Origin of the sequence: Amycolatopsis sp. GM8 (assembly GCF_021653975.1) — a bacterium.
In the GTDB taxonomy this organism is placed as follows: domain Bacteria; phylum Actinomycetota; class Actinomycetes; order Mycobacteriales; family Pseudonocardiaceae; genus Amycolatopsis_E.
Genome location: NZ_JAJKFK010000006.1, coordinates 202746 through 229467 on the forward strand (window position 1 = coordinate 202746; position 26722 = coordinate 229467).

Here is a 26722-nt window from a genome sequence, read left to right on the forward strand (position 1 = left end):
CCGGTAGCATGATCTCGTGACGGCTTTGCAGATCCGCGATGTGCCGGAACCGGTGCGAGCGAGGCTCGCCGAGCTCGCCAGGGAAAGGGGGCTGTCCTTGCAGTCGTATCTGCTGGACCTGGTCAGTGACGAAGTCCGGCGGCAGGACAACCTGGCCGTGCTGCGCCGGTTCGGCGAGGGCCGGCACGGCACCCGGCTGACCCGTGCGGACATCCTGTCGCCGCTGCACCAGGCCAGGGCCGCCCGGGACGAGACGATCCGGGACGAGTGGCCCGAAACCAGGCCGGAGAGCGAATGATCGTCGTCGACGCGTCGGCGCTCGGGTACGCGCTGCTCGACGAAGGCGCGACCGGTAACCAGTGCCGTGACCTGCTCGCGGCGGACGACCGGTGGATCGCCCCCGAACACTGGACGGTCGAGGTGCTGTCGATCATCCGCGGCAATCTGCTCGGCGGGAAGATCTGCGCGGACCACGCCGCCGAGGCGGTCGAGGGCCTGGCGAGCCTGCGGGTCATGGTCCCGCAGACCCGGGTCCTGCTGCCGCGGATGTGGGAGCTGCGCGACAACCTCACCAGCTACGACGCCGCGTACGTCGCGGCCGCCGAGGCGTACGAGTGCGGGCTGCTGACCGCGGACGACCGGCTGGCCCGGGCGCCCGGGATCGCCTGCCCCGTCAAGATCCTCGGCTGAATCCCGCCGGACGCGCGGGGAGCACGAACCCATCCGGCCCAGGCGGGTTACGCTTGTTGTTCCAGAGGGTCACCGCGAGGAGCAGGAGGTGGGGGTGAGCCAGGAACTCGATTCCGGGGCGCCCGCCGACAACGCGTTGACGCACCAGGGTGCGACCAGGGCACCGTCGGCCACGCGGCGCGTCCGGGCCCGGCTCGCGCGGCGGATCACCGCCCAGCGCGCGGCTTCGGTCAAGCAGGTACTCGAACCGCTCGCCGCGATCCACCGCGAGCTGCACCCGAACGCCGATCTCAGCCTGCTGCAGCGTGCCTACGACGTCGCCGAGGAGCTGCACCGCGACCAGCGGCGCAAGTCCGGCGACCCGTACATCACCCATCCCCTCGCCGTCGCCACGATCCTCGCCGAGCTGGGCATGGACACCGTCACGCTGGTGGCCGCGCTGCTGCACGACACGGTGGAGGACACCGGCTATTCGCTGGAACAGCTGGCCGAGGACTTCGGCGACAAGGTCGCCCAGCTCGTCGACGGTGTGACCAAACTGGACAAGGTCAAGCTCGGCACCGCCGCGGAGGCCGAGACCATCCGCAAGATGGTCATCGCGATGGCGCGCGACCCGCGGGTGCTCGTCATCAAGCTCGCCGACCGGCTGCACAACATGCGCACGATGCGCTTCCTGCCGCCGGAAAAGCAGGCCCGCAAAGCGAAAGAGACCCTCGAGGTGCTCGCCCCGCTGGCGCACCGGCTCGGCATGGCCACCGTCAAATGGGAGCTGGAGGACCTCGCGTTCGCGATCCTGCAGCCCAAGAAGTACGACGAGATCGTGCGCCTGGTCGCCGACCGCGCCCCGTCGCGGGACATCTATCTGCGCAAGGTGATCGACGAGCTGAACCTGAGCCTGACCAACTCGCGGATCACCGCGAAGGTCGAGGGCAGGCCGAAGCACTACTACTCGATCAACCAGAAGATGATCGTCCGCGGCCGCGATCTCGACGACATCCACGACCTCGTCGGCGTGCGGATCCTGGTCGAGGACGTGCGCGACTGCTACGCGGCGATGGGCGTGGTGCACGCGTTGTGGCAGCCGATGCCCGGCCGGTTCAAGGACTACATCGCGCAGCCGCGGTTCGGCGTGTACCAGTCACTGCACACCACGGTGATCGGGCCGGACGGCAAGCCGCTCGAGGTGCAGATCCGCACCTACGAGATGCACAACACCGCCGAGTACGGCATCGCGGCGCACTGGCGCTACAAGGAGACCCGCGGCACCCACAGCAACGCGACCGCGCACGCGGTCGACATCGACGAGATGGCGTGGATGCGGCAGCTGCTCGACTGGCAGCGTGAGGCGGCGGACCCGGGGGAGTTCCTCGACTCGCTGCGCTACGAGCTCGCCGCCCGCGAGATCTTCGTGTTCACGCCCAAGGGAGACGTGGTCACGCTGCCCGTCGGCGGCACGCCGGTGGACTTCGCCTACGCCGTGCACACCGAGGTCGGGCACCGCTGCATCGGCGCCCGCGTCAACGGCCGGCTCGTGGCGCTCGAACGCAAGCTCGAGAACGGCGACGTGGTCGAGATCTTCACGTCCAAGGCGGAGAACGCCGGGCCCAGCCGGGACTGGCTGACGTTCGCCCGCTCGCCCAAGGCGCGCGCGAAGATCCGGCAGTGGTTCGCCAAGGAGCGCCGAGACGAGGCGATCGAGGCGGGCAAAGAGGCGATCACCAAGGAGATCCGCAAGATCGGGCTGCCCATCCAGCGCCTGGTCAACGCGGAGTCCATGGGCGCGCTCGCGGCGGAGTTGCGGCACCCGGACATCAGCTCGCTCTACGCCGCGGTCGGCGAGAGCCACACCAGCGCCAAGCACGTCGTGCAACGGCTGGTCGCGCTGATCGGCGGGGTCGAGGAGGCCGAGGAGGAACTGGCCGCCCGGTCCACCCCGTCCACCGTGCACCGGCGGCGCGGCTCGAACGACGTGGGTGTCGTGGTCAAGGGCGCCAGCGACGTGTGGGCCAAGCTGGCGCGCTGCTGCACCCCGGTGCCCGGCGACGAGATCCTCGGCTTCGTCACGCGCGGCGGTGGCGTGAGCGTGCACCGCACCGACTGCACCAACGCCGAGGACCTGCGCAACCAGCCGGAGCGGCTGGTCGAGGTCGAGTGGGCGCCGTCGGAGAACTCGGTGTTCCTGGTGTCCATCCAGGTCGAGGCGCTCGACCGGCACCGCCTGCTGTCGGACGTGACGAAGGTGCTGGCGGACGAGAAGGTCAACATCCTGTCCGCGTCGGTCACCACGTCACGGGACCGGGTCGCGGTGAGCCGGTTCGCGTTCGAGATGGGCGATCCGAAGCACCTCGGGCACGTGCTCAAGGTCGTCCGCGGCGTCGAGGGCGTCTACGACGTGTATCGCGTCACGTCGGCGTCCTGATCGATCCGGCTAGGGTGCCGTCTATGGCATCAGGGCTGGAGTTCGCGCGGGACGGCGAGGTCGGGAAGCTGACCTTCACGCGGCCGGAGAAGAAGAACGCGATCACGCACGAGATGTGGTCGGCGATCCCGGAGTACGTCGCACGGGTCGAGTCCGATCCGGACCTGAAGGTGCTGCTGATCACCGGCGCGGGCGGGGATTTCTCGGCCGGCGCGGACATCGGCGAGTTCCGGACGCTGCGAGCGAGCGCGGACGGCGCGGCGGCCTACGACAAGGTCGTCGACGGTGCGGTTTCGGCGCTCGCCGGGATGCGGAAGCCGAGCGTGGCGATGATCCGCGGTAACTGCATCGGTGGTGGCTGCCAGGTCTCCGTCGCGTGCGATTTCCGTTTCGCCGCACCGGATTCGCGGTTCGGGATCACCCCGGCGAAGCTCGGGATCGTCTACGACTTCCGGTCGACCCGGCAGCTCGTGTCCCTGATCGGGCCGGCGCACGCGCGGTACTTCTTGTTGTCCGGTCAGCTGATCGGCGCGGCGCGGGCGTCGGAGATCGGGTTGGTCAACGACGTCTTCGGCTCGCTGGAGGACGAGGTAGCGGCGTTCGTCGCGACCCTGTGCTCGCGCTCGCAGGCCTCGATCCGCGGCATGAACCGGGTCATCGAGAAGATTCTGACCGGGCAAACGGAAACCGACGCCGAGATCGAGGAGATCCGGTTGGCCGCGGTGCACGGCGAGGACTACGCCGAAGGCGTCTCGGCCTTCCTGGAACGGCGCACCCCGGAGTTCCCCTACCGCTGACGCGCGCGAGTCCCCGCTCCGCGTGCGGAACGGGGACTCGCGGGTCAGGCGGCGACGGTGGCGCCGGTGAACTTGACCGGGGTCTTCGGCGCGCCGGTGCCGTCCTGGCTCTGTGCGGCGGAAGCCGGGTCGACGCCGTCGCGGGCGACCTTGTCCAGCGCCTGCAGCCCGGTGTCCGAAATGGACCCGAACACGGTGTAGTCCGGGTCGAGCTGCGCGTCGCCGTACACCATGAAGAACTGGCTGCCACCACTGTTGGGCTGCGACGTCTTCGCCATCGCGAGGATGCCGCGGCCGTAGGTCAGCTGCGGGAAGGCCTCGTCCGGGATGGTGTAGCCGGGACCGCCCATGCCGGTCCCGGTCGGGTCGCCGCACTGCAGGATCTGCAGCCCCTCGGTGCCGAGGCGGTGGCAGGAGGTGTCGGTGTAGAAGCCCTGGTTGATCAGACTCACGAAGCTGTTCACGGTGCACGGGGCGAGCGCGCGGTCCAGCGTCAGCGGGATGTCGCCGACGGTGGTCTTCAGCGTGACGTTGACGGTGCCGGTCGACGGGACGTTCTTGCCGTCGGGCACGGTCGCCTTCTTCGCGCCCTGCTGGTCGGCCGCCGCGGCGGGGTAGTCGCACGTCGTCGGGTTCGGCAGCGGGGTGGCCCGCTTCGCCTCGGTCACCCGCTGGGTCGGGATCTGGATGGGGCTGCTCTCGGGCGCGCTCGTCGGCGACGCGGCGGGGGTCGAGCCGTCGTCGCCTCGCGTCACGAAGAACACGACCAGCCCGGCGACCACCACAACCACGCCCACGGTCGCTCCGACGCCGATGATCTTGCGCCGGCGCGCGCGCTCGGCACGGCGGACGAGCTGCCGTTCGAGTTTGCGCTTCGCGGCCTCACGGCGTTGCTGGTTGGTCGCCACCTGCCCCCTCCAGAATCTGTTCGTCGTCACCGATCGGGTGGCGGCAGTCTATGGGCACAGCCTGTGAGAACCCCGTACAGGTCCGGTTAGGGTGAACGCGCCGGACTTACTGGAGGTGCTTTTCGTGCTCGTCGTCGGATTCGTCGCCGGCGTTTTCCGGGCGAATCGTTACTGGTTCGTGCCTGTGGCGGTGGCCCGGTGACCGAGCCGAACACACCCGCCGCCGAACCGGAACGCCTGCCACTGCACCAGGAAGACCCCCGGCTGCGCCGCCGGCGGCTGGTGTCGGGACTGATCGGGGCCGTGCTGGTCGCGGCCGCGTTCGGCGGCATCGCCGGGCTGATCGGCGGCCAGCTGCCCGGCCTGATCGTCGCGGCGGTCGTCGCGCTGCCGCTGGTGTACGTCGTGCTGTACGCGGCGCGACGGCGCCTCTGGCTCGAAGGCAGCACGGTGCTGGTGCGCACCTGGCGCACGCGACGGGTGAGCGTCGTCGAAGCGAGCCGGATCGACCTGCTGGTGAGCGACGTGCGCGGGATGCGGACGGTGAGCCTGCTGCTCAACGCCGGCCAGCGCGGCAAGGTCGTGAAGATCGACCTGGCGGTGTACGCGGGCACCGGCGGGCGTGAGCTGGGCGTGCTGGCGTTGCGCAGGCTGGCGAACGCGCTGATGAACAACATCGAGGCCAACGGCATGGTCTTCTCGGAACTGCTGGTCGCGCAACTGAAGTCCGAGGCCCGCGGGGACGGTGCGGCCGACCGCCCGCTCTACCGGCTCGCCTCGGCGGCCCCGGCGGGCCGGCTGGCGCAACGGTTCACGATGGACGCCGTCAGCCGGTTCGTCGCGCACCTCGACTGACGCGCCGGGCCGGGATCGTCAGCCGGGCGTGGCGGCGCGGCGAGGATCCCGGCGCCGCGCCGGGCTGATCGCGGCGTCGGCCTCCCGGGACGGCGCGGCCGCCAGCCGGCGTTCGATCTCCGCCAGCTGGTCCCGGACCTTCTCGAGCTGGTACACGACCTCCGGCAGTTCTTGCGCGGCGAAGGTGGCGAGCCGTTCGATCTGCTTCACCGTGTCCCCGAGATCGGTCAGCACGATCGTCAGCCGGGGCAGGCTCTGCACGGCCTTGAACATGGTCCGGGCGACGCGGGACAGCCGGCGCGGCAGTGCGAGATCCATCGCGAGATCCCTCCTGTTCGCTTCCGGACTTCGTACCTCACGATTCCCGTTGCGGCGACACCGGGGCCTTGACCTGTGGCTTGCGTGTACTCCTGTGACTCCTGTGGTCACTGGGAACGGTTTCGCGGCTCGCGATGAGGGCCGCGACGATCGTGGTCACCGGGACGGCGGCGACGATACCGACGCTGCCGGCCAGCGTGCGGACGATCTCCTCAGCGATGTCCTGCGAGCCGAGGATCGCACCGAGCCCGATGCCGGAGAGCGACGAGTAGAGCAGCACCGGCAGCGCCGCGCCGGCATAGGCCATGACGAGCGTGTTGACCGCCGAGCCCACGTGGTCCCTGCCGATCCGCAGGCCCGCCCGGTACAGCTCCTGCCAGCCGAGGTCCGGGTTCGCCCGGCGCAGCTCCCAGACGGCGCTCGTCTGCGTCACGGTCACGTCGTCGAGCACCCCGAGGGCGCCGATCACGATCCCGGCGAGCAGCAGGCCCCGCGCGTCGATGCCGTGGCCGAGCGAACCGATGAGGTTGGACGTGCTGTCGTCGAGCCCGGTCAGCGAGGCCGCGGCGGAGAAGACCACCGACAGCAGGCCGATGAGCGCGAGGCTGACCATCGTGCCGAGCACCGCGACCGAGGTCCGCGCGGACAGCCCGTGCGTCACGTACAGCGCGATGAACATGATCACCCCTGACCCGGTGATCGCCACCAGCAACGGGTCCTCGCCGGCCAGGATCGCGGGCAGCACGAACAGCACCAGTACGACGAAGCTCATCACCAGCGCGCCGAGCGCGGCCAGGCCCTGCCAGCGCCCGAGCACCACCACGGCGATCGCGAACAGCGCGGCCAGCAGCGCGAGCGGCAGGCCCCGCTGGAAGTCGACGATCTGGTAGGAGTTCGAGTCCTTCGTGTCGCCGCCGTTGTAGGCCAGCACCACCTTGTCCCCGGCGCTGAACCGTGGCGTGCTGGGCTCGATCGGCACGATGAGCTTGATGGAACGCCCGGCCGCGGCACCGTCGGTGAGCTGGACGTCCGTGGTCAGGCAGGGTTTCTGGTCCGGCTCGTCCGGCGTGCCCTGGTCGCCGACGTGCACCTGGCCGGGCGCGAGGCACGGGCCGCTCAGCGCGGTCGTGATGGTGCCGTGCACCGGCTGGCCCTGCTGGTAGCTGGCGGTGGGCTTCGCCGTGCCCCACGGGTACAGCACGAGCAGGCCGGCCAGCGCGGCGACGGCGATCGGCGCCAGCAGCCAGATCAGCAGCAGGCGCACCCGGCGGGACGCGGGCGCCGCCGGGCCGTGGCCGTGGCCGTGCCCGTGTCCGTGTCCGGTGGGCGCACGTCGCCGTGCGGGCGGATTCGCCTTCGGCGCGGGCTTGCGGGCGCGCGGCGGGTCGTCCGTGATCCGGCGGATCGGGCCGGTTTCGGCGTCGGAAAGGTCGTCACGTGCCACCGCGCTATCGTGCCCATCGTTTCCGGCCCGCCCGCCGCCGGGTCGGGCGCGTGCGAACTTGTGACCGGAATCCGCGTAACGTCACGGACCTTCGGGCGTCTTCTCGCTGAAAGGTGAAGTAGCAGGGGAGGACAGCCGTGCACACCGACCTCGTGGAACAGCACCAGTTCGTGACCCTCAACGGATTTGGCACCCCCGTGTTCTCGCGGTGGACCTATGTCGCCGGCGACCCCTATGTCGTCACCCTCGCCTTCCGCACGCAGCGCGGCGAGTGGATCGACTGGAGTTTCGCCAGGGACCTGCTCATCGAAGGGCTCGAGGTGCCCGCCGGGCTCGGCGACGTGCGCGTCCGCCCGGACCTCGCGTTCACCGACGAGATCCTGGTGATCGAGCTGGAATCGCCGGACGGGTACGCCATCGTCGAGATCCGCCGCCGGGACGTCGAGAAGTTCGTCGACGCCACCTGCCAGGTCGTGGCACCCGGCACCGAGACCGAACTGCTCGACATCGACGCGTTCATCGCCCAGATCATCGAGGTCTGACCGGAGCTCAGCGGGCGTTGAGATACGCCGGGTCCGGCTGCGGGATCCCGGTGTCCGGCTTGCCGGCGAGCAGCTGGCTGAACGCGTGGAAGTACGGCGGCGCGGCCACCGTGCCACCGAACGCGCCGTGCCCGCAGCTGCCGAGGTGCACCGGGGTGCCGGGGCAGATCTCGGCGGGGTGCGGGCCGTCGGCGAACACCATGGACGACACGGCGTAGTTGTCGACCCCGCCGACGAACGCGACCGACTCGCTCTGCTGCGTCGTCCCGGTCTTGCCGATGTCCTGGTGCCCCCAGCCCGCCGCGCGGGCCGCCTGCGCCGAGGTGCCGGTGATGGTGTCCTGGCTCAGGCCGGCTTCGAGGCTGTTCGCCAGGCCCGGCGGCACGACCTGCTCGCAGCCCTGCTGCTTGACCGGCACCGGCTTGCCGAACCGGTCGGTGACCGACAGGATCGGGTTCGGCGGGCACCACATGCCCCCGCTCATCAGCGTCGCAGACACGTTCGCCATTTCCAGCGGGCTCACCGGGCTGTCGCCCAGTGTGAAGGACAGCTTGTTCTGGAAGTACTGCGACTGCGGCTCGTTGTACTGCGTGCTCGACGATTTCGGGTCCGGCGTGGCGCCGGCATCGTTGGTGTTGAGCGTGTTCCGCAGCCCCAGCCGGCGCGCCATGTCGAGCACCGCCGGCAGGCCGACCTCCTGCTCCAGGTTGACGAAGGCGACGTTCGGCGAGGTGGCGAGCCCGTCGCGCAATGAGATCGGGTCGCCGTAGGTCCCGTCGTTCTGGATGCAGTACGGCGGGGTGTACCGGTTCGCGCCGGGCTGGGTGAAGCACTGCCCGCCGGGGTTCGGCAGGGGAGTGTCGAGCCCCGCCTTGCCGGCCTCCAGCGCCGCCGCCGAGGTGAAGATCTTGAACGACGAACCGGCGCCGAACACGTTGCCGGCGCCCGAAACGATGTTCGTCGACGTCTCGCCCTGCGCGGGATCCGTGCCGTAGTTCCGGTTCGCGACCATGGCGAGCACCTCGTGGGTGTTCTGGCCCGGCGAGATCACCGCGAAGGTGTTCGCGACCCCGTCCTGGGTGGTCGGCACGTTGGCGTCGACCGCGTTCTTGACGGTCTGGCTGACCACCGGGTCCATCGTGGTCCTGATCGTGTAGCCGCCGGTCTCCAGCCGGTCGGCGCTGAACCCGGCCTGCTGCAGGTAGCTTTCCGCGTAGGCACAGAAGAATCCGGCGTCCGCGGGCGCGCCGAGGCAGCTGCTCGACGGGATGTCCGGACCATTGTCGACCACGCCGAGCGGGCTCGCCTCGGCGATCGCGGCGTCCGGCGCGGCGAGCATCCGGTTGGTCACCATGTCGTCGATGACCGTGTTGCGCCGTTGCAGTGCCTGCTGCGGATGCGTGTACGGGTTGTACAGGTTCGGGTTGTTCACCATGCCCGCGAGCAGCGCCGCCTGCTGCACGTTCAGCTTGTCCGGCGTGGTGTGGAAGTACGCCTGCGCGGCGGCGCCGACGCCGTAGACGTTCCCGGCGAACTCGACCACGTCCAGGTAGCCGGTGATGATGTCCTGTTTGGACTGAGTCTGGCCCAGCTGTACCGCGATCTTCGCCTCGCGCAGCTTGCGCGCGAGGGTGTCCGCGCGGTCGGAGAACTGGGCCGCCTTGTTCGTCCGGTCCACGACGTTGATCAGGTAGTTCTTCACGTACTGCTGGGTGATCGTCGACCCGCCCTGGGTGCTGCCACCCGAGCTGTCGTGCAGCGCCGCGCGCACCATGCCCTTCGGGTCCACGCCGCCCTCGCTCCAGAACCGGCGGTCCTCCACCGACACGATCGCGGCGGTCATCGTCGGCGCGATCTGGTCATACGTGACGGGAAGCCGGTATTGGTCGAAAAGCGTCGCGATCGGGTTGCCGGCCCGGTCGGTGACCGTGGTGACGAGCGGCTGCTCGCTCGTGGCCAGCGAGGCGGAGATCGAGTCGACCGAGTCGCTCACCTGGTTCGACAGGACGCCGGCGCCCATCGCGATCGGCGCCAGCACACCGGCCACCAGCACACCGGCGAGCGCGCACGAACCGAGGAATCTGGGCACATTACGGGAAAGCTGCACCCAGCCGACGATAGTCAGTATTCGGTGAGACCACTGTTGTGGGTTTTCCCATTACCATTCGATGGTTTTCCTTTGAATTTCCGACGGAAAGGCTTGCGCGGTCACCCTCGGATGGCCAGGCTGGGCGCGTGACCGAATACGACTACGACTTGATCGTCATCGGGTCGGGCCCTGGGGGACAGAAGGCGGCCATCGCCGCCGCGAAGCTGGGCAAGCACGTGGCCGTGGTCGACCGGCACGACATGGTCGGCGGCGTCTGCGTCAACACCGGGACCATCCCGTCCAAGACACTGCGCGAAGCGGTGCTGTACCTGACCGGCATGAGCCAGCGTGAGCTCTACGGCGCCAGCTACCAGGTGAAGCAGGACATCACGATCGCGGACTTGCTCTCGCGCACCCAGCACGTGGTCGGCCGCGAGATCCAGGTCGTGCGCGCCCAGCTGCTGCGCAACCACGTCGAGCTGCTCACCGGCACCGGCCGGTTCCTCGACGCGCACACCATCGCGGTCGAGGGCAGCCACCGCGGCGACCGGCACACGATCACCGGTGACAAGGTCGTCATCGCCACCGGCACCAGCCCGGCGCGGCCCAGCGAGGTCGACTTCGACGCGGCGCGGGTGCTCGACTCCGACGAGATCCTGCAGCTGCAGGAGATCCCGTCCACGCTCGTCGTGGTGGGCGCCGGGGTGATCGGCATCGAGTACGCCTCGATGTTCGCCGCGCTCGGCAGCCGGGTCACGGTCGTCGAGCAGCGCGAGCGGATGCTCGACTTCTGCGACCCGGAGATCGTCGAGTCGCTCAAGTTCCACCTGCGCGATCTCGCCGTCACGTTCCGGTTCGGGGAGAAGGTCGCGAACGTCGAGGTGAACGACCACGCGACGGTGACCACGCTGGTGAGCGGCAAGCGCATCCCGGCCGACGCGGTGATGTACTCGGCGGGCCGGCAGGGCATGACCGAGGAGCTGGACCTGGCCGCCGCCGGGCTCGAGGCCGACCACCGCGGGCGGCTCAAGGTGGACGAGCACTACCGGACGCCGGTCGAGCACATCTACGCGGTGGGCGACGTCATCGGCTTCCCGGCGCTCGCCGCGACGTCGATGGACCAGGGCCGGCTCGCCGCGTACCACGCGTTCGGCGAGCCGGCGAACGAGCTCGGCTCGCTGCAGCCCATCGGCATCTACACGATCCCGGAGATCTCCTACGTCGGCGCGACCGAGGCGGAGCTGACGGCCTCGGCCGTGCCGTACGAGGTCGGTACCGCGCGCTACCGGGAGCTGGCGCGCGGGCAGATCGCCGGCGATTCGTACGGGATGCTGAAACTGCTGGTCTCCACCACGAACCGGACGCTGCTGGGCGTGCACGTGTTCGGCACCGGCGCGACCGATCTGGTCCACATCGGACAGGCCGTGATGGGCTGCGGCGGCACGGTCGACTACCTCGTGGACGCGGTGTTCAACTACCCGACGCTGTCCGAGGCGTACAAGGTCGCCGCGCTGGACGCGACGAACAAGATCCGCGCGCTGGACCGGTTCGCGACCTGAGGCCGTGGCCGGTCAGACCGGCACGGCCGCGCTGATCTCGGCGCGGACGGCGTCCGGGCCGAGCACGGCGAAGCCCCACAGCGCGCTGAGCGTGCGCATGCCGTCCTTGCCGGCGAGTTCGGGCGGCGGCGGGTACCGGACGGTCAGACCCCGTGCGGTGAAAGGGCTTTCCTCGAGGTAACGGGCGCCGCCGCGGCCGCACAGATAGGTGTCGGCGCCGACCGCGCTGGTCAGGTCCGCGAGCCGGGCCGAGCGGTCGTCGCTCACCCGCAGGGCGCTGCTGCGCACGACCTCGCCGCGCCAGCCCAGCTGCGCCAGCAGCGCGCGCGCCGACACCTCGGCGACGTCGGCGACCCGGTCGTTCAGCTCCAGCGCGGCGAGCACCTCGTCGAGGGCGTCGCGGGTGCGCGCCCAGTGCGGCGCCCGGCGGTAGTACTGGTGCACGAGCTGGCCGACGCGGCGCCGGCTCAGCTCGGGATCGGCGAGCAGCAGCTCGCTGATCCGGCTGTCGCGCCCGCGCGGGCGGTGGACCGGAATGGTCAGCCAGCGTTGCACGACCGGGTCGCCGGGCGGGGCCAGCCGGGCACGATGCTGATAGTCGCGCGCGTTGAACTGGACGTCGTCCAGCACGACCCACACGTCGGCCTGAAATATCTTCGCGATTGTCGACAGGCGGGGAAAGAAATTCGGTTGATGGACTGCGCAGGATCTCGGGTCGGTGACGGCCACGGGCGGTATTCGATCACAGCATCCGGCTCGAGAATCCGGCGGCCACCAGTCGCTGATAGGCGGCCAGCACCGACGGCGGGACCTGCTGGGAAATGGCGAAGCCCTGACCGGGATACTCGATGATCCGTTGCAGATCACCGATCATCATGTCGATCAGCTCCGTGCCGTGGTCCCTGTCCTGCGTGTACTGGGTGAGCGACAGCGGCACGGACGCGCACACCGGCTCGACCTCCGGCCACACCTTGCGGGTCGTCGCGTAGGCGCGGCGCTCCATGTACGGCATCGACACGAGCATGATCGACTCCGCCGAAACCCCTGCCATACTCAGGACTTCACGCGAAAGTGTGATGTTCTCGCCGGTGTTCGTCGCCTGCGGCTCGACGAGGATCGCGTCCTCCGGCACCCCGAGTTCCAGCGCGCGCTCGCGGTAGTGCACGCCCTCGCCGCGCGGGAACGTGTCGAAGGTCTCCCTGCTGTTCGCCCCGCTGAATACCATCACCGGAAAAAGTCCACGGTGGAACAGTTTCGCCGCGTGCGCGGCCACACTCAGGTCATGGCAGCCGAGCACGATCGCGGCACCGCATTTCCGCGGCGTGTGGTTCAGCCGGTGATAACACCAGATGATCTCGGCGTCGGCCCAGGTACGGTCGATCAGTTCTTTCCGCATTCGAGCCGGGACCCGATCCTCACGCCTGGCGCTCGAAAGCACGGCGAATTCCGTCGATACTCTGCAACTGGTGCAACAGCCCGAATCTGGTGGAAATGCGGGCGCAGCGGTCGAGAATGGTGAGCCCGTTACCCGCGGTCGCCCGGTCCGACAAAAGAATGTGCGCGTGCGCGGTGTCCAGGCGCACCTTCTGCAGGGGAGTGTCGTTGACCCGGTGCGTCAGCGCGACTTCCATCGCCTGCCCGGCCGCGCCGAGATCGCCCGCCCCGCGGTGCGCGAGCGCCAGCTTCTGGTGCGCGACCGACCAGTCCTCGGGCTCTTCCAGCGTTTCGAAATCGTGGATCGCGGGCACGATGTGCCGGGTCGCGGACTCGTTGAGGCCGCGCTTGCTCAGCGCCGTCCCGATCCACAGCCGGGCGCGGGTGCGGTCGTGCTCGGACAGGCGCTCGTCCGCGGTGAGCGATTCGTAGTGGCGGGCCGCGATTTCCAGCCGGCCCGACATCTCCTCGAGCACGACGAGCTTCAGTTCGATCTGCGCGATCCGGCGCGGTGTGCCGAGTTCGGTGAACACCCGCAGCGCCTTGCGGTAGGTGTGCTCGGCCGAGGCCGGGCCGGTGATGACTCCCTGGTCCTGCAACACTTCGCCGAGCAGGCGCAGCGAGCGGCCGTAGAGGTGCATACCGCGGGTGTCGTTGCTGTTGGGGTGGAAACGGCGCAGCCAGCGGTCCAGTAGCGTGCGGGCGAGCGGGAACTCCTGGCGGCCGACGCAGGCCATCGTGCGGTCGAGGTCGTCGGCCCAGGCCTCGTAGTCGTAGCCGGCCACCTGCGCCACCAGCAGGGCACCTTCGTCCGGTCGCAGGACCAGCACGTCGAACCGGCGCCGCGCCTCGGGTTCGGCGCGGGCGAGCGCGGTGTCGAGGATCGCCTGGGTGTCGGGGCGCGGCACGGTGCCCGCCCCGCCGGACTCCCATTTCGCCACCGTCCTGGCCGCGACGCCGAGGTACGAGGCGAACGCCCGGACCGACAGCCGCATCGCGTGCCTCAGCAGCCGCGCCTCGCGCCCACTCCAGTGGTGCGCGGTCGCGGCTACCTGACCAGGGTCTCCGGGAGCCACTCGATGAGGTTAACCGGCGCGGGGTGTGGCAAGTACACCACAAGTGCAACAGCAGTTCGTTTCCGCGCGTAATTCCATCGTTCAGCCTAGAGGAAGGCACTCGTCGCCGGGATGTCTCCTTGTCCCGGGCCGATACCCGGCGCCGGGTGCCGTTCCACCCGCCGTCCGGCCGGCCACCGCGGGTGGGCACGGTGGCGCGGTGGCCGGCGCGGCGGTGCGGGGCCCGCGCAGGGGCGGTCCCCGCACCACGCCCGCGAGTCCGACGCCCGAGACGCCGAGTCCGACCTTCAGGACGGCGAGTTCTGCGTTCGCGACAGTGAGTCCGACACTCGCGGAGTGTCGCTTTAGGACTGTCGGCGCACCTGTCGCCACCGGCGGTGCGCCTCCCGGGGCATCGGGTTCCGGCGGGTTTCGGTTTCCGTGCGGCGGTGGGGTTTCTCCGGCATTACCATGGGATGGGTGAGGTCCGGAACGACGGCGGCCCCGGCGCGCAACGCCTTCCGCGAGCAGCAGTGGCGCGAGGCGCACGAGCGCTATCTCCTTTGCGCGGGCACGGTTTTCGAGCGGCTCGGCTATCACGCGGCGACGGTCGCGGACATCGTCGTGGCCGCCAACGGCAGCCGCGCGACGTTCTACGCGCACTTCCGGGACAAGGCCGACATCGCGGCCTGCCTGTTCGAGCGGACGCTCCCGGCGGGGGCCGCGATGTACCACCGGGTCGCGGAATTCCCTGAGCTGAACCGGGAAATCGTGCGCGTCTGGCTCGACGAGCACGTGCTCGGGTTCTGGTCGCGGCACCGGGTCGAGGTCGAGGCGGTCAACCACGCCATGGCCGCGGACCCGTCCGTCGCGGCCCGGCACTACCGGTGGATCGTCGACGCGGTCCGGCTCGCGGGCTGGCCCGGCGCCGACGATCAGGTCGGGCTGACCCGGGCCTCGCTGCTGGTGTTGCAGCTCGAGCGCTTGTGCTACCACTGGATCGTGCGCGGTGTCGAGCACGACCGCCAGCAGATGCTGGACATCCTCGCCGATCTCTGGTTCCGCGAACTGACGCTGTTGCGCGAAGGCCGTAGATGATCGTGCTGGACGGCGGGCTGGCCACGGAGCTGGAAGCCCGCGGCCACGACCTGTCCGACGCGCTGTGGTCGGCACGGCTGCTCGCCGACGATCCACTCGCGATCGTCGCCGCGCACGAGGCGTTCTTCCGGGCGGGCGCCCAGGTCGCGACCACGGCGAGCTACCAGGCGAGCTTCGCGGGGTTCGCCGCGCGCGGGTTCGACGGCCGGCAGACGAGCGTGCTGTTGCGCAGAAGTGTCGAGCTGGCAAGGAAAGCAGCCGCCGGCGGGGCGCGGTGGGTGGCCGCGTCGATCGGCCCGTACGGCGCCACGCTCGCGGACGGCTCCGAGTACCGCGGCCGGTACGGGCTGAGCGTCGCCGAGCTGACCGCGTTCCACCGGCCGCGCGCGGAGGTGCTCGCCGAAGCGGGGCCGGACGTGTTCGCGCTCGAGACGGTGCCGGATGTCGACGAGGCGGTCGCGATGCTCGCCGCGGTCGAGGGGCTCGGGGTGCCCTCCTGGCTGTCCTTCACGATCTCCGGCGACCGGACCCGCGCCGCCCAGCCGCTCGAAGAGGCGTTCGCCGTCGCCGCCGGCCGGGACGACGTCATCGCGGTCGGCGTCAACTGCTGTGATCCGGACGACGCCGCGCGGGCGATCCCGCTCGCGCGGGAGGTCAGCGGCAAGCCCGTCATCGCGTATCCGAACAGTGGCGAAGAGTGGGACGCGGCGACCCGCCGGTGGGCCGGACGGGCTACTTACGCGCCCGAACGGGTGGCCGGAGCTGATCTTGCCGGCGGCTGCTGCCGCGTCTCGCCGGATGCGATCCGTGTCCTCGCGACCACTCACGTGAGTGAAACCCCTGGTCACTGACCGTCAGTAGATATCGGTAGTTCGAAAGATACCTCCCTCGTTCGGTCGGTTGGTGAACTCTGCGGTACTGAACGCGCCATGCCGCGGCTGATCGCAGTAGAATCGCTCACCTCGGTGACTGAAGATCAGCCACCATCGGTGGAGAGGTACCTCGAGGAGGCGTACCGGAAGTGGCATCGCCTATGAAGACCCCGTCTGTCGAAGGCGCCGACGATCCGGGCACGATTGCCCGCATCCGGGACTGCTGGCTCGACGGCAGCCACCACACGTCCGTGGACCGTGAGGTCGGTGAACACATCCTCACCTGTGCCCCGCACCTGCCGTTCCTCGTCCGCGCCCAGCGGCAGCTGCTCGCCCGGATGGTCCGGTACCTGACCAGCCAGGGCATGACCCAGTTCCTCGATCTCGGATCCGGCGTCCCCGCCGACGGCCAGGTGCACGAGATCGCCCAGGCGGCCAACCCCGACGCGAAGGTCGTCTACGTCGACATCGACGCCAGCCTCGCCGAGGAGGGCGCGCGGCTGCTCGCGGACAACCCGAACGCCGAATACCTGCGGGCCGACATCCGGCACCCGGCGGACGTGCTCGGCGCGCCCGAGACCCAGCGGTTGCTCGACCTCGACCAGCCGGTCGCGGTGCTGATGATCGAGACTCTGCTGCACCTGCCCGACAGCGCGCGGCCCGTGCGGCTCGTCGCCGACTACGTGGCGGGCCTGACTTCCGGTAGCTACATCGGTATCTCGCACTTCAGCCAGAACGAGGACCTGGAACAGGGGCTGAACATCTTCAGCCGGATGTTCGGCATGCCACCGGCGGTGACGCTGCGGTCGCGCGAGCAGCAGGAACGGTTCTTCACCGGTCTCGAGATGGTCGAGCCCGGCCTGGTGCCGGTGCCGATGTGGCGGCCCGACTCCGAGCACATCGACCGCAACCCGCATCTCGCCGAGGTCTTCGCCGGCCTCGGCCGCAAGCGCTAGCCCGCCACCAGCGGAATCACGGCGAGGAAGAGGTCACCGAGCGCGATGACCGGCATCGCGCGGCGCAGCATGCGCTTCGCGCTCGCCGGATGTCGGCCCGTCTTCAGCACGTCCGCGAGGAAGACGGCGTACGCGGCGATCCCGGCGACGCACCACACCGGCCCGAACAGCCACGACAGTCCCCACGCCAGCAGGAGCAGGCCGGCGCCCATCAGCAGGCAGGCCCGCGCCGACGTGCCCCGCAGCCCGTAGCGAGCCGCCGGGGTGTCCTGGTTCGCGGCCAGGTCGGCCGCGCGGTCGGGTAGCGACCACCAGGCGGTGCGGCCGCCCGCCATGACGCCCAGCCCGGCGAACACGAGCCAGACCGGCGCGGGCACGCCCGCGGCGACCGCGAGGTAGGTGACCAGGGCGGGGCCGGTCGTCGCGCCGAACCCGAACACGATCGCCCCGGCCAGGCCACGGCGCTTCAGGTGGAACGGCTCGACGTTGTACAGCACGTGCGCGAGCACGGTGCCGAGCGCGGCGGCGGCGAGTTGCGGCCTGCCGAGCAGCACCGAGACCGCGCCGGTGAGAACCACTCCCGCCGCCGTTTCCGCGGCCGAAAGAATCAGGAGGCCGTTTCCGCCGAAATGTCTCGTGGCGACCGCGAGATACCCTTTCTCGCGATGCCCGCTGTCCAATTCCACATCGACGGCGACATTGAACGCGAGCGGTCCCACGATCAGCAGCACATTCGCCACGGCCACGGTGAGTACCGGCCAGGAGAGCAGCTGACCGGGCGCGGAAACCGCGAAGCACGCGCCCATCAGCGCGTAGCCGAGGTAGCTGATCGGCAACGGGAACTGCAGGCGGTGCACGAAAACGAGGTCCTGCCACAGGCCGCGGGTCGCCTTCTCCAGCATCACGCGACCACCCGCATCCGCAGCCGGTTCGACGGTGCCATCGCGTGCCCCCGCAACGCCGGTTTCCCGGCGCGCGGGTTGACACAGCGCAGCGTGCGCCGCCGCAGCACGGCGGCCGTGATCATCCGGATCTCCAGCTGCCCGAGCTGGCTGCCCAGGCAGAACCGGGTGCCGCCGCCGAAGGGAAGGTAGCCGGCCGGGGTTCCCTTGCGGCCGAGGAACCTGTGCGGGTCGAACCGCCGTGGCTGCGGGAAAACGTCCGAGCGGTGGTGCGCGAGGTAGATCGCCGGGGTCACCACCGTGCCGGCCGGGCAGCGGTGCCCGAGCAGCTCGGTCTCCTCGGTCAGCATGCGGTTCCCGGCGACCTCGACCGGCGGCGAGAGCCGCAGCACCTCCTGGATCACGGCCTGCAGCAACGGAACCTCGGCCGGATCGCTCGCGTTCCCGGCAGTGTCCAGTTCGGACAGTACGCCCTCGCGCAGCCGCGGGTTTTCGGTGAGCTGGAACAGGGTCCACGCGGTCGCCGAGGCCGTGGTCTCGTGCCCGGCGAACAGCAGTGACACGATCTGGTCGCGCAGTTCGCCGTCGTCGATCCGGCCGATCGGATTGTCCGGGGCGAGCATGAGCGCGACCAGGCTGTGCGGGTCCGAAGTGGACTTCGCGAGCCTGACCAGCGCGCGGTCCAGATCTTCCCCGGACTCGGGCAGGCTGCCGCGCAGGACTCGGTAGGCGAGCGTGCGGCGGCGCGAGCCGAGCGCGCGGTCTATCCAGCGGGTGAACGCGGCCAGCACCGTGCGGTCGGCGCTGCCGACGATGATCCGCGCGACGATGTCGAGCGCGACCTGGCGGGTCCAGTCCGCGAGCGCGAAAGTCTTGCCGGGCACCAGTTTCCCGACCGCGTCGTCGACGACCTCGGTGATCATCCCGTGGTAGCGCGCGAGGTTGCGGCCGCGCAGCGGGGTGCCGAGCACCCGCCGGTACGCGGCATGCCGTTCGCCGTCGGCCCACAGCAGGGACTTCGGCCCGAGCAGCGGGCCGAGCGACCGGCTGCCGGGATGGCGCAGTCCCCGGTCTGCCCGGAAGATTTCGTCCAGCGCCTGGGGTTCCCACACCATCAGGCGGCCGGGCCGGATGGGCAGCACCCCGTTCGGCAGATCGGCGTGCGCGTCGAGGAAAGGCAGCGTGCGGAAGGCGAGTTCGAATTCCGTGCGGTTCATCAGGCCGTCCGTTCGGTGCGCTCGTCCTGCCGCGCGAGGCGGGCCGCCACTCGCGGATGCGTGCCGGCCACGTGCAGGGCCGCGATGGTCTCGGCCCGGATGATGCGACCCGGGGTGTACAGATCCTTGTCGTGCCAGAGCGGTGGTGACGGGTTGTCCCCGGAATCGAGCAGGTAGGAGCAGCCGCGCGCGGCCGCCTGCTCGATCGCCGGATCCGGCCGGACCGCCTTGGCGCGCAACAGGATCTGCACGGCGTACGCGGTCTCCTCACTGGTGCCGTCCCAGAATCCCCAGGAACCGTTGGCGTGCTGGGTGTCGAGCACCCACCGCACGGCTTTCCGTGCCGCAGCCGTGCTTTCGCCGTAGCTCGCGAGCGCCACGACGCAAGTCTCGGTCGCGTAGTACGGCGACGCATGCCACTTGTCGGTCCAGCTGCCGTCCTCGTGCTGCCTGCCGCACAGCCATTCCGTGAGGCCGACCATCGTGTCGGCGACGCGGCGGCCCCCGCCCGGGTCTGCCGCGAGCGCTTGCAGGACATGGGCGTTCGTCGTCACCGACGGGGTGCGCTCGTCTGGGAAGGTGGCGAAGTGCTCGTCCACCTGGTACTCCCAGAGGGAGTCCAGCGGGTAGGCCGCGCCGAGGTTCGCCAGCGCGTGCAGGGCCGTCGAGGTGTCGTCGGCGTCGGGCGGAAGGCCCGCGCCACCGGCCACGCCGGACTCGGTGAACGCCGCGCGCAGTCCCTCGACGAGCTCCGGCGGGACGGTGACGGGCAGGCCGATGTCGGTGAACGTGGTCAGCACCCACGCGCGCTCGAACACATCGAGCGGCGCGGCGACCGGCACCGGGCCGCCGTGGCGTGCCTGCAGGTGTTCCAGGTACCGTACGCCGGGATGCGGATTTCCTTGTGCCGCTTCGGTTCCGAACCAGGCGGCGGTCGCGGCGGGGGAGCAGCCGACACCGTACCGCCCGGCCCGCACGAACGGCGCGCCCTGTGCCACCGGGCCGAGCATTTCCAAGGAGTGCCAGAGCTTTTCGGGCAGTGCGGCACCGTGCTCGACCGCTTCCCGAAGCTGTATCAGGATTTCCGGATACGTGCCGGAGGGACAGGATAGCCGTCGCCCGTAACGCCAGAAACCCAATCCTGGCAACGGTTTCGTCTCGAGTGCGGCGAGTTTGGTGTTGAGCTCGGCCACCAGCCAGGGAACCAGGATCTCGATGGCCACCGTGTCCGGCAGCGAGATCTCCGGTTCCAGCATCCGGGACAACGCGTGCAGTCCGCGGTGGACCGCTTGTCCCACTTGGGGATCCGCCGCCCTGGCCAGCTCGGCGAACAGCGCGTCGACCGCCGACAACGTCGGCAGCAGGGCGTATTCGCCCGGCCCGCCCCAGTTTCCGGCTGGTTCCTGTGCGCGAAGGAGGAAGCGAATTCTCCCTTCGTGGCCGGCCAGCCGGGGTGCCAGCGCGGCCACCCTGGCCGTTTCGTAGAGTGAGGGGGAGAAATCCCCGAAGGAGTCCGCCGTCATTTCGGCGAGGAGTTGCTGAGCCTGATCCGCCAAATTCATCTGAGTCCCCCGGAATCGCGGCGGCGAACATGTGACGAACCCCGCCGCGGACTTGCGGCTGCTGTGACAGGGAGATACCCAAAGTATCACCACAAGCTGCCAATAAGGCGGGGTTTCGTCCTACCGGCCCAGCGATTTGGTTCCGTCGGGGGGTTGCCTGGCCGCCGGCCGTCGCGGGATGAATCCGGCGCCCCAGTACGTTCATCCTCAAGAAGGACAGTTTCACGGCACGCAGGAGGCTAAGGTGTTCGATCCGGAGGAGCTCTACGAGGTGGACTCCGAGCTTCCCGAACTCACCGGCGCGGTGCTGCTGCATCAGCTCGACGGGTTCGTGGATGCCGGCATGGCGGGCAAGTCCGTCACCGAGCACCTCGAAACCCGCCTGGAACACACCGTCGTCGGCCGGTTCGACGTGGACCGCCTGGTCGACTACCGGGCCCGCCGCCCGATGATGACGTTCGCCTCGGACCACTGGGAGACCTACGACGCTCCAGAGTTGTCGCTGCGCCTGTTCCACGACGAGGCGGGCACGCCGTTCCTGCTGCTCACCGGTCCCGAGCCGGATCACGAGTGGGAGCGCTACGCGTCCGCGGTGCGGAGCCTCGTGGAACGGTGGCAGCTGCGGATGGTGGTGCACTTCCACGGGATCCCGATGGGCGCCCCGCACACCCGGCCGCTGGGCGTCACGGCGCACGCGACCCGCGCGGAACTGATCGGCGACTACCAGGCGGTGTTCAACCGGCTGCAGGTGCCGGGCAGCGCGGCCTCGCTGGTGGAGCTGCGGCTCGGTGAGTCCGGCCACGACGCGGGCGGGTTCGCCGCGCACGTGCCGCATTACCTCGCGCAGTCACGCTATCCCGCCGCGGGCCTGACCCTGCTGGGCTCGATTTCGCGGATGACCGGCCTGTCCATCCCGGACGAGGCGCTGGTCGAGTCGGCGCGCCGCACCGACGCCGAGATCGCGCGCCAGGTGGCGGAGTCGAGCGAGGTCGCCGAGGTGGTGGAGGCGCTGGAACGGCAGTACGACGCGTTCGTCGACGCCATGGACAAGAAGAACCTGCTCGCCGAGGAGGTCACGCAGATGCCGACGGCCGAGGAGCTGGGCGCCGAGTTCGAGCGTTTCCTCGCCGAGCAACAGGAGCGTGGCGAGTAGCGAGCGTCGGACTCGGCGTCTCCGACGTCGGACTCGGCGTCTCGGGTGTCGGACTCGCGGTCAGAGGCCCGTGCGCAGGGTGGTGACCCGGTTGACCGACGCGGTGAAGTCGGCCTGGTCCAGCTGGCCGGACTGGACCGCGCTGACGAGAGCGTCGGACGCCGCGTCGCCCTGGGTGGCGTCGCGCGCCGAGCACAGGATGAGGTCCATACCGGCCGCGGCGGCCGACACCGCGCGCTGCCCCGTCGTGCCCTGCAGCGCACCGGCTTCCAGCGCGTCGGTGATCGTCACGCCCGCGAAACCCAGCCGCTGCCGCAGTTCCTGCCGCACGACCGGGCCCGACAAGCCCGCCGGGTGGCTCGCGTCGAGCGCCGGGTACGTCGCCCACGACACCATCACGAGCTTGACCCCGGCGGAAAACGCCGCCGGGTAAGGCGCTTCGTCGACATCCCGCAGCGTCGGCAGCGGCACGTCGAGGGTCACCGGGGCGGCATCGGTGTTCTGGTCCCGGGTCGCCGAGCCGAGGCCGGGGAAGTGCTTGGCCGTCGCCGCCACCCCGGTCCGCTGCTGCGCGCCGATGAACGCCTGGCCCAGCCGCGCGGCCACCGCCGGGTCCTTGCTGTACGAGCGGCCGAAGTGGTCCAGGAAATCACCGTCGGCGCGGTACACGTCCAGCACCGGCGCGAGGTTGACGTTCATCCCGACACCGGCGAGGTTCTGCCCCGCGCCCGTACCGGCCTGGGTCGCGGCCGCGACCGGATCGGCCGCCTGCCCGACCTGCTTCTCCGACAGCGTGGGCTCGCCGGGCAGCCGCCGCACCTGGCCGCCTTCCTGGTCGGTCATCAGCAGCAGCGGCGCCTTGACCGGGCTCTGCGCGTTCGCGTCGTCGAGTTGCCGGATCACGGCGGAGATCTGGGCGGTGCCGGAGATGTTCTCCCCGAAGAAGATCACGCCGGCGGCCTCGCCGGCGCGGATGCGGTCGAGCAGGCTCTGCGGCGGCGTGAGCCCCGGGTACGAGTAGATGACGCGCTGACCGGCCTCCTGGCGCGGCGAAAGTCCTTGCGCGTGCGACGTTCCGCTCAGTGCGAACACCCCGCCCAGCGCGATGGCCAGCATGAGCTGCAGCGAACGGCCAGGAATTCGCATGGCACCCCCCGAAGATCGGCGGCCGTCACCTTACACCGGCGGTGTGACCGGCGCGAGCCCCGCGGTCCGGACCACTGCCCGCCCAGGTGCGACCGAACGAAGCGCGGGGCGAATGTCGTTGCCAGCCAAGGGAAGGAGCGCCGGTCTTGGCGAACGACACCCACGCACCACGGATTTTCCGGCCCAGTTCCGACATTTCGTCCCAATCGGCGCCACCCAGCATGGGCGCGGACATCCAGGAATCCCGGTCGCCCAGCAGGAACGGCAGCTCGATGCAGTGGCACGCGCCGAAGCCCGACGCGGGCGCCGCCCAGTCGAACCGGTAGGTGAACACCCGGCCGCCCGCGGCGGCGAGCGCGTCCGCGAACCGCCGCGACGGCGAGTCGAACATCCAGCGGGTGATAGCGGTCTTCGTCGCGGTCATCCCGGCGCGGCCGAAGGGAATCGCTTCGAGCTGGGCGATTCCGGGCTTGCCGTTGAGGAATGTGTTCATCTCCTCCTTGGCGGTGCCGACGATGACGTCGACCTCGCGGGCCCGGCGCACGGCGGTGGGCAGCCAGCCCGCGACCGTGGGCAGTGGATCGGTTTCCGCGACGGGACAGAAGGGCGGCACCGAGTACAGCCCGCCGGGCCCGGCCGCACGCACGAGTGTTTTCTCTTGCGCGGCAAGGATTTCCGCGATGCTCGCGGTACGCGGGTCGGTGCCGAGGGCGGCGGTGAACAGCCGGGCGACGCGGGCCGCGCGGGCCGGTTTCGCGATCTTCATCGCCATCGGCGTGCTCTGCAGGATCGCCCGGCGGAACAGCCCGTCCGCGGCGGGCGCGGCCATCAGGCAGGCGATCGAATGCGCGCCCGCGGACTGCCCGAACACCGTGACCTGGTCCGGATCTCCGCCGAACGCGGCGATGTTGTCCCGCACCCAGCGCAGCGCGGCGATCTGGTCGAGCAGCCCCAGGTTGCCGGGAGAAACGCCGTCGAGCGTGAGGTAGCCCAGCGCGCCGAGCCGGTAGTTCACCCCGACGACCACGACGTCACCCTCGGCCGCGAGCCGCTGCCCGTCGTAGATGTCGAGCGAACCGGCGCCGGTGACGTACGAGCCGCCGGGCAGCCATACCAGCACCGGCCGCTTCCCATCGTCCGCGCCGGGGGTGACGATCGTCAGGTTCAGGCAGTCCTCACCCTGGCGCTCCACGCGGGGCAGGCCCATCACCGCACCGACGCGGGCCGGCGGCTGCGGGCTCATCTCGCCGTGCTCGGTCGCGTCGCGCACCCCGGCCCACGGCTCGGCGGGCTCCGGCGGCGCGAACCGGCCGGCGCGGGCGTAGGGGACGCCGCGGAACACGGTCAGCCCGGACGGCATGGTCAGTCCGCGGAGCTCACCACTGCTGATCCTCACCACGTCAACACTCTAGATCGCCCCGGGTTGACCGGGCTGGCACGCTGGACCGAGACGAGGAGGGGCGATGACCGGCACGATCGAGACCCCGGCGGGGACGAAACTCGAGTATTCGTCGGGCTTCGGCAACGAACATCACAGCGAGGCCGTGCCGGGCGCCCTGCCCGCCGGGCGCAACTCGCCGCAGCGCGCGCCGCTCGGCCTGTACGCCGAGCAGCACAGCGCGACCGCGTTCACCGAACCTCGCGCGCACAACCGCCGCAGCTGGGTGTACCGGATCCGCCCGTCGGCCGCGCACCCGCCGTTCCGGCCGTACCACGGCGGGCTGCTGCGCAGCGCGCCGATCGAGGACGGGGTGGCGGACCCGAACCGGCTGCGCTGGAACGCGCCGCCGCTGCCGGAGTCGCCGACCGATTTCGTCGACGGCCTGTACACGGTGGGCGCCAACGGAAACGTCCTGCAGCGCACCGGGATCGCCGTCCACTGGTACCTCGCCACGAAGTCGATGGAAGACCGCTACTTCGCCGACGCCGACGGCGAGCTGCTGCTCGTCCCGCAGCTGGGCGGGCTGCTGCTGGCCACCGAGTATGGCAGGCTGCGCGTGGACCCGGGTGAGGTCGCGGTGATCGGCCGCGGCGTGCGGTTCCGCGTCGCGCTGCTGGACGAGCAGGCCCGCGGGTACGTCTGCGAGAACTACGGCCAGGCGTTCACCCTGCCGGAGCTGGGGCCGATCGGGGCGAACGGGCTCGCCAACGCGCGTGACTTCCTGTACCCGGTTGCCGCGTTCGAGGACCGCGAGGAGCCGGTGCAGGTCGTGCAGAAGTTCGGTGGCCGCTTGTGGGCCGCGGACTACGATCACTCGCCGCTGGATGTCGTGGCGTGGCACGGAAATCACGCCGCGTACAAGTACGACACCGCGCGGTTCAACGTCATGGGCACGGTCAGCTTCGACCACCCGGACCCGTCGATCTACACTGTGCTGACCTCGCCGACGGACACCCCGGGCCAGGCGAACGCCGACTTCGTGATCTTCGCGCCGCGCTGGCTGGTCGGCGAGGACACCTTCCGGCCGCCCTGGTACCACCGCAACGTGATGAGCGAGTTCATGGGCCTGGTCAAGGGTGTCTACGACGCGAAGGCGGAGGGCTTCGTGCCGGGCGGGGCGAGCCTGCACAACATGTGGTCCGCGCACGGCCCGGACGCCGAGACGTTCGAGAAGGCCAGCGCGCAGGAGCTGGCGCCGCAGAAGATCGAGGACACGCTGGCCTTCATGTTCGAGACCCGCTGGCCCCTGGTCACCACGGAAGCCGCGCGTTCGGCCGCGCAGCCCCACTACGACGACGTATGGCGCGGCCTCCGCCGCACCTTCACCGGCTAGCCCCGGCGTGTTTGCCCCTCACGTCGGCGTGTTTGCTCGCGGCGTCGGTGAGTTTGCCGCTCCCGTCGCCGGGTTGCGCGCAGCGGGCCAACTCAGCGACGTGGCGGGCCAACACGGCGTCAGATCTGCAGCAGGATGCGGTCCAGGGCACCGAGCCGGCGCTGGGCGCTGGCCAGGCTGTACAGGATGTGCGGGTCGGCCTTGTCGATCAGCGCGGTGATGCCCTCGTCGGCGAGGTCGGGGCGGCCACCGAGCTGGGGGTACGCCGCCAGGTCCAGCAGGGTCTGCTCGATCGTGGTCACCCAGCCGGCGCCGAGCGAGCAGGTGTACCGCTCGATCTTCAGCCGGCGCGCGTCCCGGCGGACGAACGACACCGTGGCCGGGCGGTCGACCAGCCGCAGCGACGGGCGGTTGCGGGTGGTGGCGACGACCCCGACGCCCGGCGAGTCCTCGAAGGCGCCGTGCGCCTGCGCCGCCGACAGGCCCATCAGCGCGACCGAGCGCGGCCCGTCGTCCGCGGCGGCGATGCCCCACGCCGCCGCTTCGAGGTCCGGCTGCCAGCCCTGGCCGATCTTGTCGCTGGCCACGAGCGCGTAGTAGCCGGGCGTCAGCCGGTGCAGCACGCCGCCTGCGACCAGGCGGGCCAGCCCCGCGTGCACCGGTGCGCCGTCGTCGTCCTCCTGTGCGGGCACTACCCGGACCGCCCGGCGCAGGAGGGCGGGCAGCAGGTCAACCATCACTTCTCGTGCCATGTCCATCACCCTCGGTTGAGGTTACGGACGGGCCGGCGACGCTGACAAGTCATCGGATGGACGAACTTGCCGTCACTTCCCGCTGTCACAGCACGGTTTTCGCCACCCACCAAGTCCACAGTGGAGCGATCGGGCGGCACGGGCCGGGTCCGCCTGCGGATCGGGATAGGGGCCTTTAGG

At 70.3% G+C, this 26722-nt stretch carries 25 protein-coding genes; 12 read left to right on the forward strand and 13 right to left on the reverse strand.

The genetic code is table 11. The features are described from left to right. Positions 1 to 16 precede the first annotated feature (16 nt). From LOZ83_RS27345 to LOZ83_RS27360, 4 genes are all read left to right on the forward strand, one after another. Positions 17 to 298, forward strand: coding sequence for a hypothetical protein (locus LOZ83_RS27345; protein ID WP_236794566.1), 282 nt, complete (start codon positions 17 to 19; stop codon positions 296 to 298). Further along, positions 295 to 690, forward strand: coding sequence for a type II toxin-antitoxin system VapC family toxin (locus tag LOZ83_RS27350; protein ID WP_236794567.1), 396 nt, complete (start codon positions 295 to 297; stop codon positions 688 to 690). The genes LOZ83_RS27345 and LOZ83_RS27350 overlap by 4 nt, the downstream gene beginning before the upstream one ends. Positions 691 to 784: 94 nt before the next feature. Continuing rightward, positions 785 to 3109 (forward strand): bifunctional (p)ppGpp synthetase/guanosine-3',5'-bis(diphosphate) 3'-pyrophosphohydrolase, encoded by a 2325-nt coding sequence (locus LOZ83_RS27355; RefSeq protein WP_308190314.1) that lies wholly within the window; start codon positions 785 to 787, stop codon positions 3107 to 3109. Positions 3110 to 3132: 23 nt separating this feature from the next. Next, positions 3133 to 3906, forward strand: a complete 774-nt coding sequence (locus LOZ83_RS27360) for an enoyl-CoA hydratase/isomerase family protein (protein ID WP_236794568.1) — start codon at positions 3133 to 3135, stop codon at positions 3904 to 3906. A gap of 44 nt (positions 3907 to 3950) precedes the next feature. Here LOZ83_RS27360 and LOZ83_RS27365 read toward each other — a convergent pair whose 3' ends face one another. Next, positions 3951 to 4814 carry a peptidylprolyl isomerase gene (locus LOZ83_RS27365; RefSeq protein WP_236794569.1) on the reverse strand — a complete coding sequence of 288 codons (864 nt, stop codon included), beginning with the start codon at positions 4812 to 4814 and terminating at the stop codon, positions 3951 to 3953. A 198-nt stretch (positions 4815 to 5012) separates the two neighbouring features. Here LOZ83_RS27365 and LOZ83_RS27370 point away from each other — a divergent pair, with 198 nt between their 5' ends. Continuing rightward, positions 5013 to 5669 carry a hypothetical protein gene (locus tag LOZ83_RS27370; RefSeq protein WP_236794570.1) on the forward strand — a complete coding sequence of 219 codons (657 nt, stop codon included), beginning with the start codon at positions 5013 to 5015 and terminating at the stop codon, positions 5667 to 5669. An 18-nt stretch (positions 5670 to 5687) separates the two neighbouring features. On the opposite strand, the gene LOZ83_RS27375 is transcribed toward LOZ83_RS27370, so the two are convergent. Both LOZ83_RS27375 and LOZ83_RS27380 read right to left on the reverse strand, forming a co-directional pair. Next, the gene (locus LOZ83_RS27375; RefSeq protein WP_236794571.1) at positions 5688 to 5987 is read right to left on the reverse strand and encodes a hypothetical protein; all 300 of its coding nucleotides are present in this window, start codon (positions 5985 to 5987) and stop codon (positions 5688 to 5690) included. Between the two features lie 37 nt (positions 5988 to 6024). Continuing rightward, complete coding sequence (locus LOZ83_RS27380; protein WP_236794572.1) at positions 6025 to 7431, reverse strand: YibE/F family protein; 1407 nt, start codon at positions 7429 to 7431, stop codon at positions 6025 to 6027. Between the two features lie 137 nt (positions 7432 to 7568). Between LOZ83_RS27380 and LOZ83_RS27385 the strand changes: the two genes are divergently transcribed. Further along, a complete protein-coding gene (locus tag LOZ83_RS27385) occupies positions 7569 to 7973 on the forward strand; it encodes an SsgA family sporulation/cell division regulator (RefSeq protein ID WP_236794573.1) in 405 nt (134 codons plus the stop codon). Positions 7974 to 7980: 7 nt separating this feature from the next. On the opposite strand, the gene LOZ83_RS27390 is transcribed toward LOZ83_RS27385, so the two are convergent. Continuing rightward, positions 7981 to 10080 (reverse strand): transglycosylase domain-containing protein, encoded by a 2100-nt coding sequence (locus LOZ83_RS27390; protein ID WP_236794574.1) that lies wholly within the window; start codon positions 10078 to 10080, stop codon positions 7981 to 7983. A gap of 128 nt (positions 10081 to 10208) precedes the next feature. Here LOZ83_RS27390 and sthA point away from each other — a divergent pair, with 128 nt between their 5' ends. Beyond that, the gene (gene sthA / locus LOZ83_RS27395) at positions 10209 to 11621 is read left to right on the forward strand and encodes a Si-specific NAD(P)(+) transhydrogenase (protein WP_236794575.1); all 1413 of its coding nucleotides are present in this window, start codon (positions 10209 to 10211) and stop codon (positions 11619 to 11621) included. A gap of 12 nt (positions 11622 to 11633) precedes the next feature. Here sthA and LOZ83_RS27400 read toward each other — a convergent pair whose 3' ends face one another. The 3 genes from LOZ83_RS27400 to LOZ83_RS27410 are packed head-to-tail and all read right to left on the reverse strand — an operon-like array spanning position 11634 to position 14131. After that, positions 11634 to 12350, reverse strand: a complete 717-nt coding sequence (locus LOZ83_RS27400; protein ID WP_308190315.1) for a WbqC family protein — start codon at positions 12348 to 12350, stop codon at positions 11634 to 11636. A 13-nt stretch (positions 12351 to 12363) separates the two neighbouring features. Then, complete coding sequence (locus LOZ83_RS27405; RefSeq protein WP_236794577.1) at positions 12364 to 13017, reverse strand: YdcF family protein; 654 nt, start codon at positions 13015 to 13017, stop codon at positions 12364 to 12366. 19 nt (positions 13018 to 13036) lie between these two features. Beyond that, entirely contained in the window at positions 13037 to 14131 is a 1095-nt protein-coding gene (locus LOZ83_RS27410) for a DNA-binding transcriptional regulator (protein ID WP_236794578.1), read from the reverse strand. 459 nt (positions 14132 to 14590) lie between these two features. On the opposite strand from LOZ83_RS27410, the gene LOZ83_RS27415 reads away from it, so the two are divergent. The 3 genes from LOZ83_RS27415 to LOZ83_RS27425 all read left to right on the forward strand — a co-directional run bounded on the left by LOZ83_RS27415 (position 14591) and on the right by LOZ83_RS27425 (position 17036). Then, entirely contained in the window at positions 14591 to 15208 is a 618-nt protein-coding gene (locus tag LOZ83_RS27415) for a TetR/AcrR family transcriptional regulator (RefSeq protein ID WP_236794579.1), read from the forward strand. Further along, a complete protein-coding gene (gene mmuM, locus LOZ83_RS27420; protein ID WP_236794580.1) occupies positions 15205 to 16059 on the forward strand; it encodes a homocysteine S-methyltransferase in 855 nt (284 codons plus the stop codon). Before LOZ83_RS27415 ends, mmuM begins: the two co-directional genes overlap by 4 nt. 182 nt (positions 16060 to 16241) lie before the next feature. Continuing rightward, on the forward strand, positions 16242 to 17036 hold the full coding sequence (locus LOZ83_RS27425) for an SAM-dependent methyltransferase (RefSeq protein ID WP_236794581.1): 795 nt from the start codon (positions 16242 to 16244) through the stop codon (positions 17034 to 17036). On the opposite strand, the gene LOZ83_RS27430 is transcribed toward LOZ83_RS27425, so the two are convergent. The 3 genes from LOZ83_RS27430 to LOZ83_RS27440 are packed head-to-tail and all read right to left on the reverse strand — an operon-like array spanning position 17033 to position 20717. Beyond that, entirely contained in the window at positions 17033 to 17938 is a 906-nt protein-coding gene (locus LOZ83_RS27430) for a UbiA family prenyltransferase (RefSeq protein ID WP_236794839.1), read from the reverse strand. The genes LOZ83_RS27425 and LOZ83_RS27430 overlap by 4 nt on opposite strands. Further along, positions 17938 to 19155 (reverse strand): cytochrome P450, encoded by a 1218-nt coding sequence (locus tag LOZ83_RS27435; protein ID WP_236794582.1) that lies wholly within the window; start codon positions 19153 to 19155, stop codon positions 17938 to 17940. Before LOZ83_RS27435 ends, LOZ83_RS27430 begins: the two co-directional genes overlap by 1 nt. Beyond that, positions 19155 to 20717, reverse strand: coding sequence for a prenyltransferase/squalene oxidase repeat-containing protein (locus LOZ83_RS27440; protein WP_236794583.1), 1563 nt, complete (start codon positions 20715 to 20717; stop codon positions 19155 to 19157). Before LOZ83_RS27440 ends, LOZ83_RS27435 begins: the two co-directional genes overlap by 1 nt. A 244-nt stretch (positions 20718 to 20961) precedes the next feature. Here LOZ83_RS27440 and LOZ83_RS27445 point away from each other — a divergent pair, with 244 nt between their 5' ends. Next, positions 20962 to 21870 carry a proteasome assembly chaperone family protein gene (locus LOZ83_RS27445; protein ID WP_236794584.1) on the forward strand — a complete coding sequence of 303 codons (909 nt, stop codon included), beginning with the start codon at positions 20962 to 20964 and terminating at the stop codon, positions 21868 to 21870. 60 nt (positions 21871 to 21930) lie between these two features. Here the strand turns inward: LOZ83_RS27445 and LOZ83_RS27450 are convergent, their stop codons facing one another. Together LOZ83_RS27450 and LOZ83_RS40550 are read right to left on the reverse strand one after the other, a co-directional pair. Next, entirely contained in the window at positions 21931 to 23016 is a 1086-nt protein-coding gene (locus LOZ83_RS27450; protein WP_236794585.1) for a glycoside hydrolase family 3 N-terminal domain-containing protein, read from the reverse strand. A gap of 25 nt (positions 23017 to 23041) precedes the next feature. Beyond that, the gene (locus tag LOZ83_RS40550) at positions 23042 to 24415 is read right to left on the reverse strand and encodes a carboxylesterase/lipase family protein (RefSeq protein WP_236794586.1); all 1374 of its coding nucleotides are present in this window, start codon (positions 24413 to 24415) and stop codon (positions 23042 to 23044) included. Between the two features lie 64 nt (positions 24416 to 24479). Here LOZ83_RS40550 and hmgA point away from each other — a divergent pair, with 64 nt between their 5' ends. After that, the gene (gene hmgA, locus LOZ83_RS27460; protein WP_236794587.1) at positions 24480 to 25790 is read left to right on the forward strand and encodes a homogentisate 1,2-dioxygenase; all 1311 of its coding nucleotides are present in this window, start codon (positions 24480 to 24482) and stop codon (positions 25788 to 25790) included. A gap of 119 nt (positions 25791 to 25909) precedes the next feature. Here hmgA and LOZ83_RS27465 read toward each other — a convergent pair whose 3' ends face one another. After that, positions 25910 to 26542, reverse strand: a complete 633-nt coding sequence (locus LOZ83_RS27465) for a type IV toxin-antitoxin system AbiEi family antitoxin (RefSeq protein WP_236794588.1) — start codon at positions 26540 to 26542, stop codon at positions 25910 to 25912. Positions 26543 to 26722 lie beyond the last annotated feature (180 nt).

Coding starts and splice junctions, on each gene's coding strand:
- LOZ83_RS27350 (WP_236794567.1), top strand. CDS start 295: ATGATCGTCGTCGACGCGTCGGCGCTCGGGTACGCGCTGCTCGACGAA.
- LOZ83_RS27360 (WP_236794568.1), top strand. CDS start 3,133: ATGGCATCAGGGCTGGAGTTCGCGCGGGACGGCGAGGTCGGGAAGCTG.
- LOZ83_RS27375 (WP_236794571.1), bottom strand. CDS start 5,987: ATGGATCTCGCACTGCCGCGCCGGCTGTCCCGCGTCGCCCGGACCATG.
- LOZ83_RS27405 (WP_236794577.1), bottom strand. CDS start 13,017: ATGCGGAAAGAACTGATCGACCGTACCTGGGCCGACGCCGAGATCATC.
- mmuM (WP_236794580.1), top strand. CDS start 15,205: ATGATCGTGCTGGACGGCGGGCTGGCCACGGAGCTGGAAGCCCGCGGC.
- LOZ83_RS27425 (WP_236794581.1), top strand. CDS start 16,242: ATGAAGACCCCGTCTGTCGAAGGCGCCGACGATCCGGGCACGATTGCC.
- LOZ83_RS27430 (WP_236794839.1), bottom strand. CDS start 17,938: ATGCTGGAGAAGGCGACCCGCGGCCTGTGGCAGGACCTCGTTTTCGTG.
- LOZ83_RS27435 (WP_236794582.1), bottom strand. CDS start 19,155: ATGAACCGCACGGAATTCGAACTCGCCTTCCGCACGCTGCCTTTCCTC.
- LOZ83_RS27440 (WP_236794583.1), bottom strand. CDS start 20,717: ATGAATTTGGCGGATCAGGCTCAGCAACTCCTCGCCGAAATGACGGCG.
- LOZ83_RS27450 (WP_236794585.1), bottom strand. CDS start 23,016: ATGCGAATTCCTGGCCGTTCGCTGCAGCTCATGCTGGCCATCGCGCTG.
- hmgA (WP_236794587.1), top strand. CDS start 24,480: ATGACCGGCACGATCGAGACCCCGGCGGGGACGAAACTCGAGTATTCG.
- LOZ83_RS27465 (WP_236794588.1), bottom strand. CDS start 26,542: ATGGCACGAGAAGTGATGGTTGACCTGCTGCCCGCCCTCCTGCGCCGG.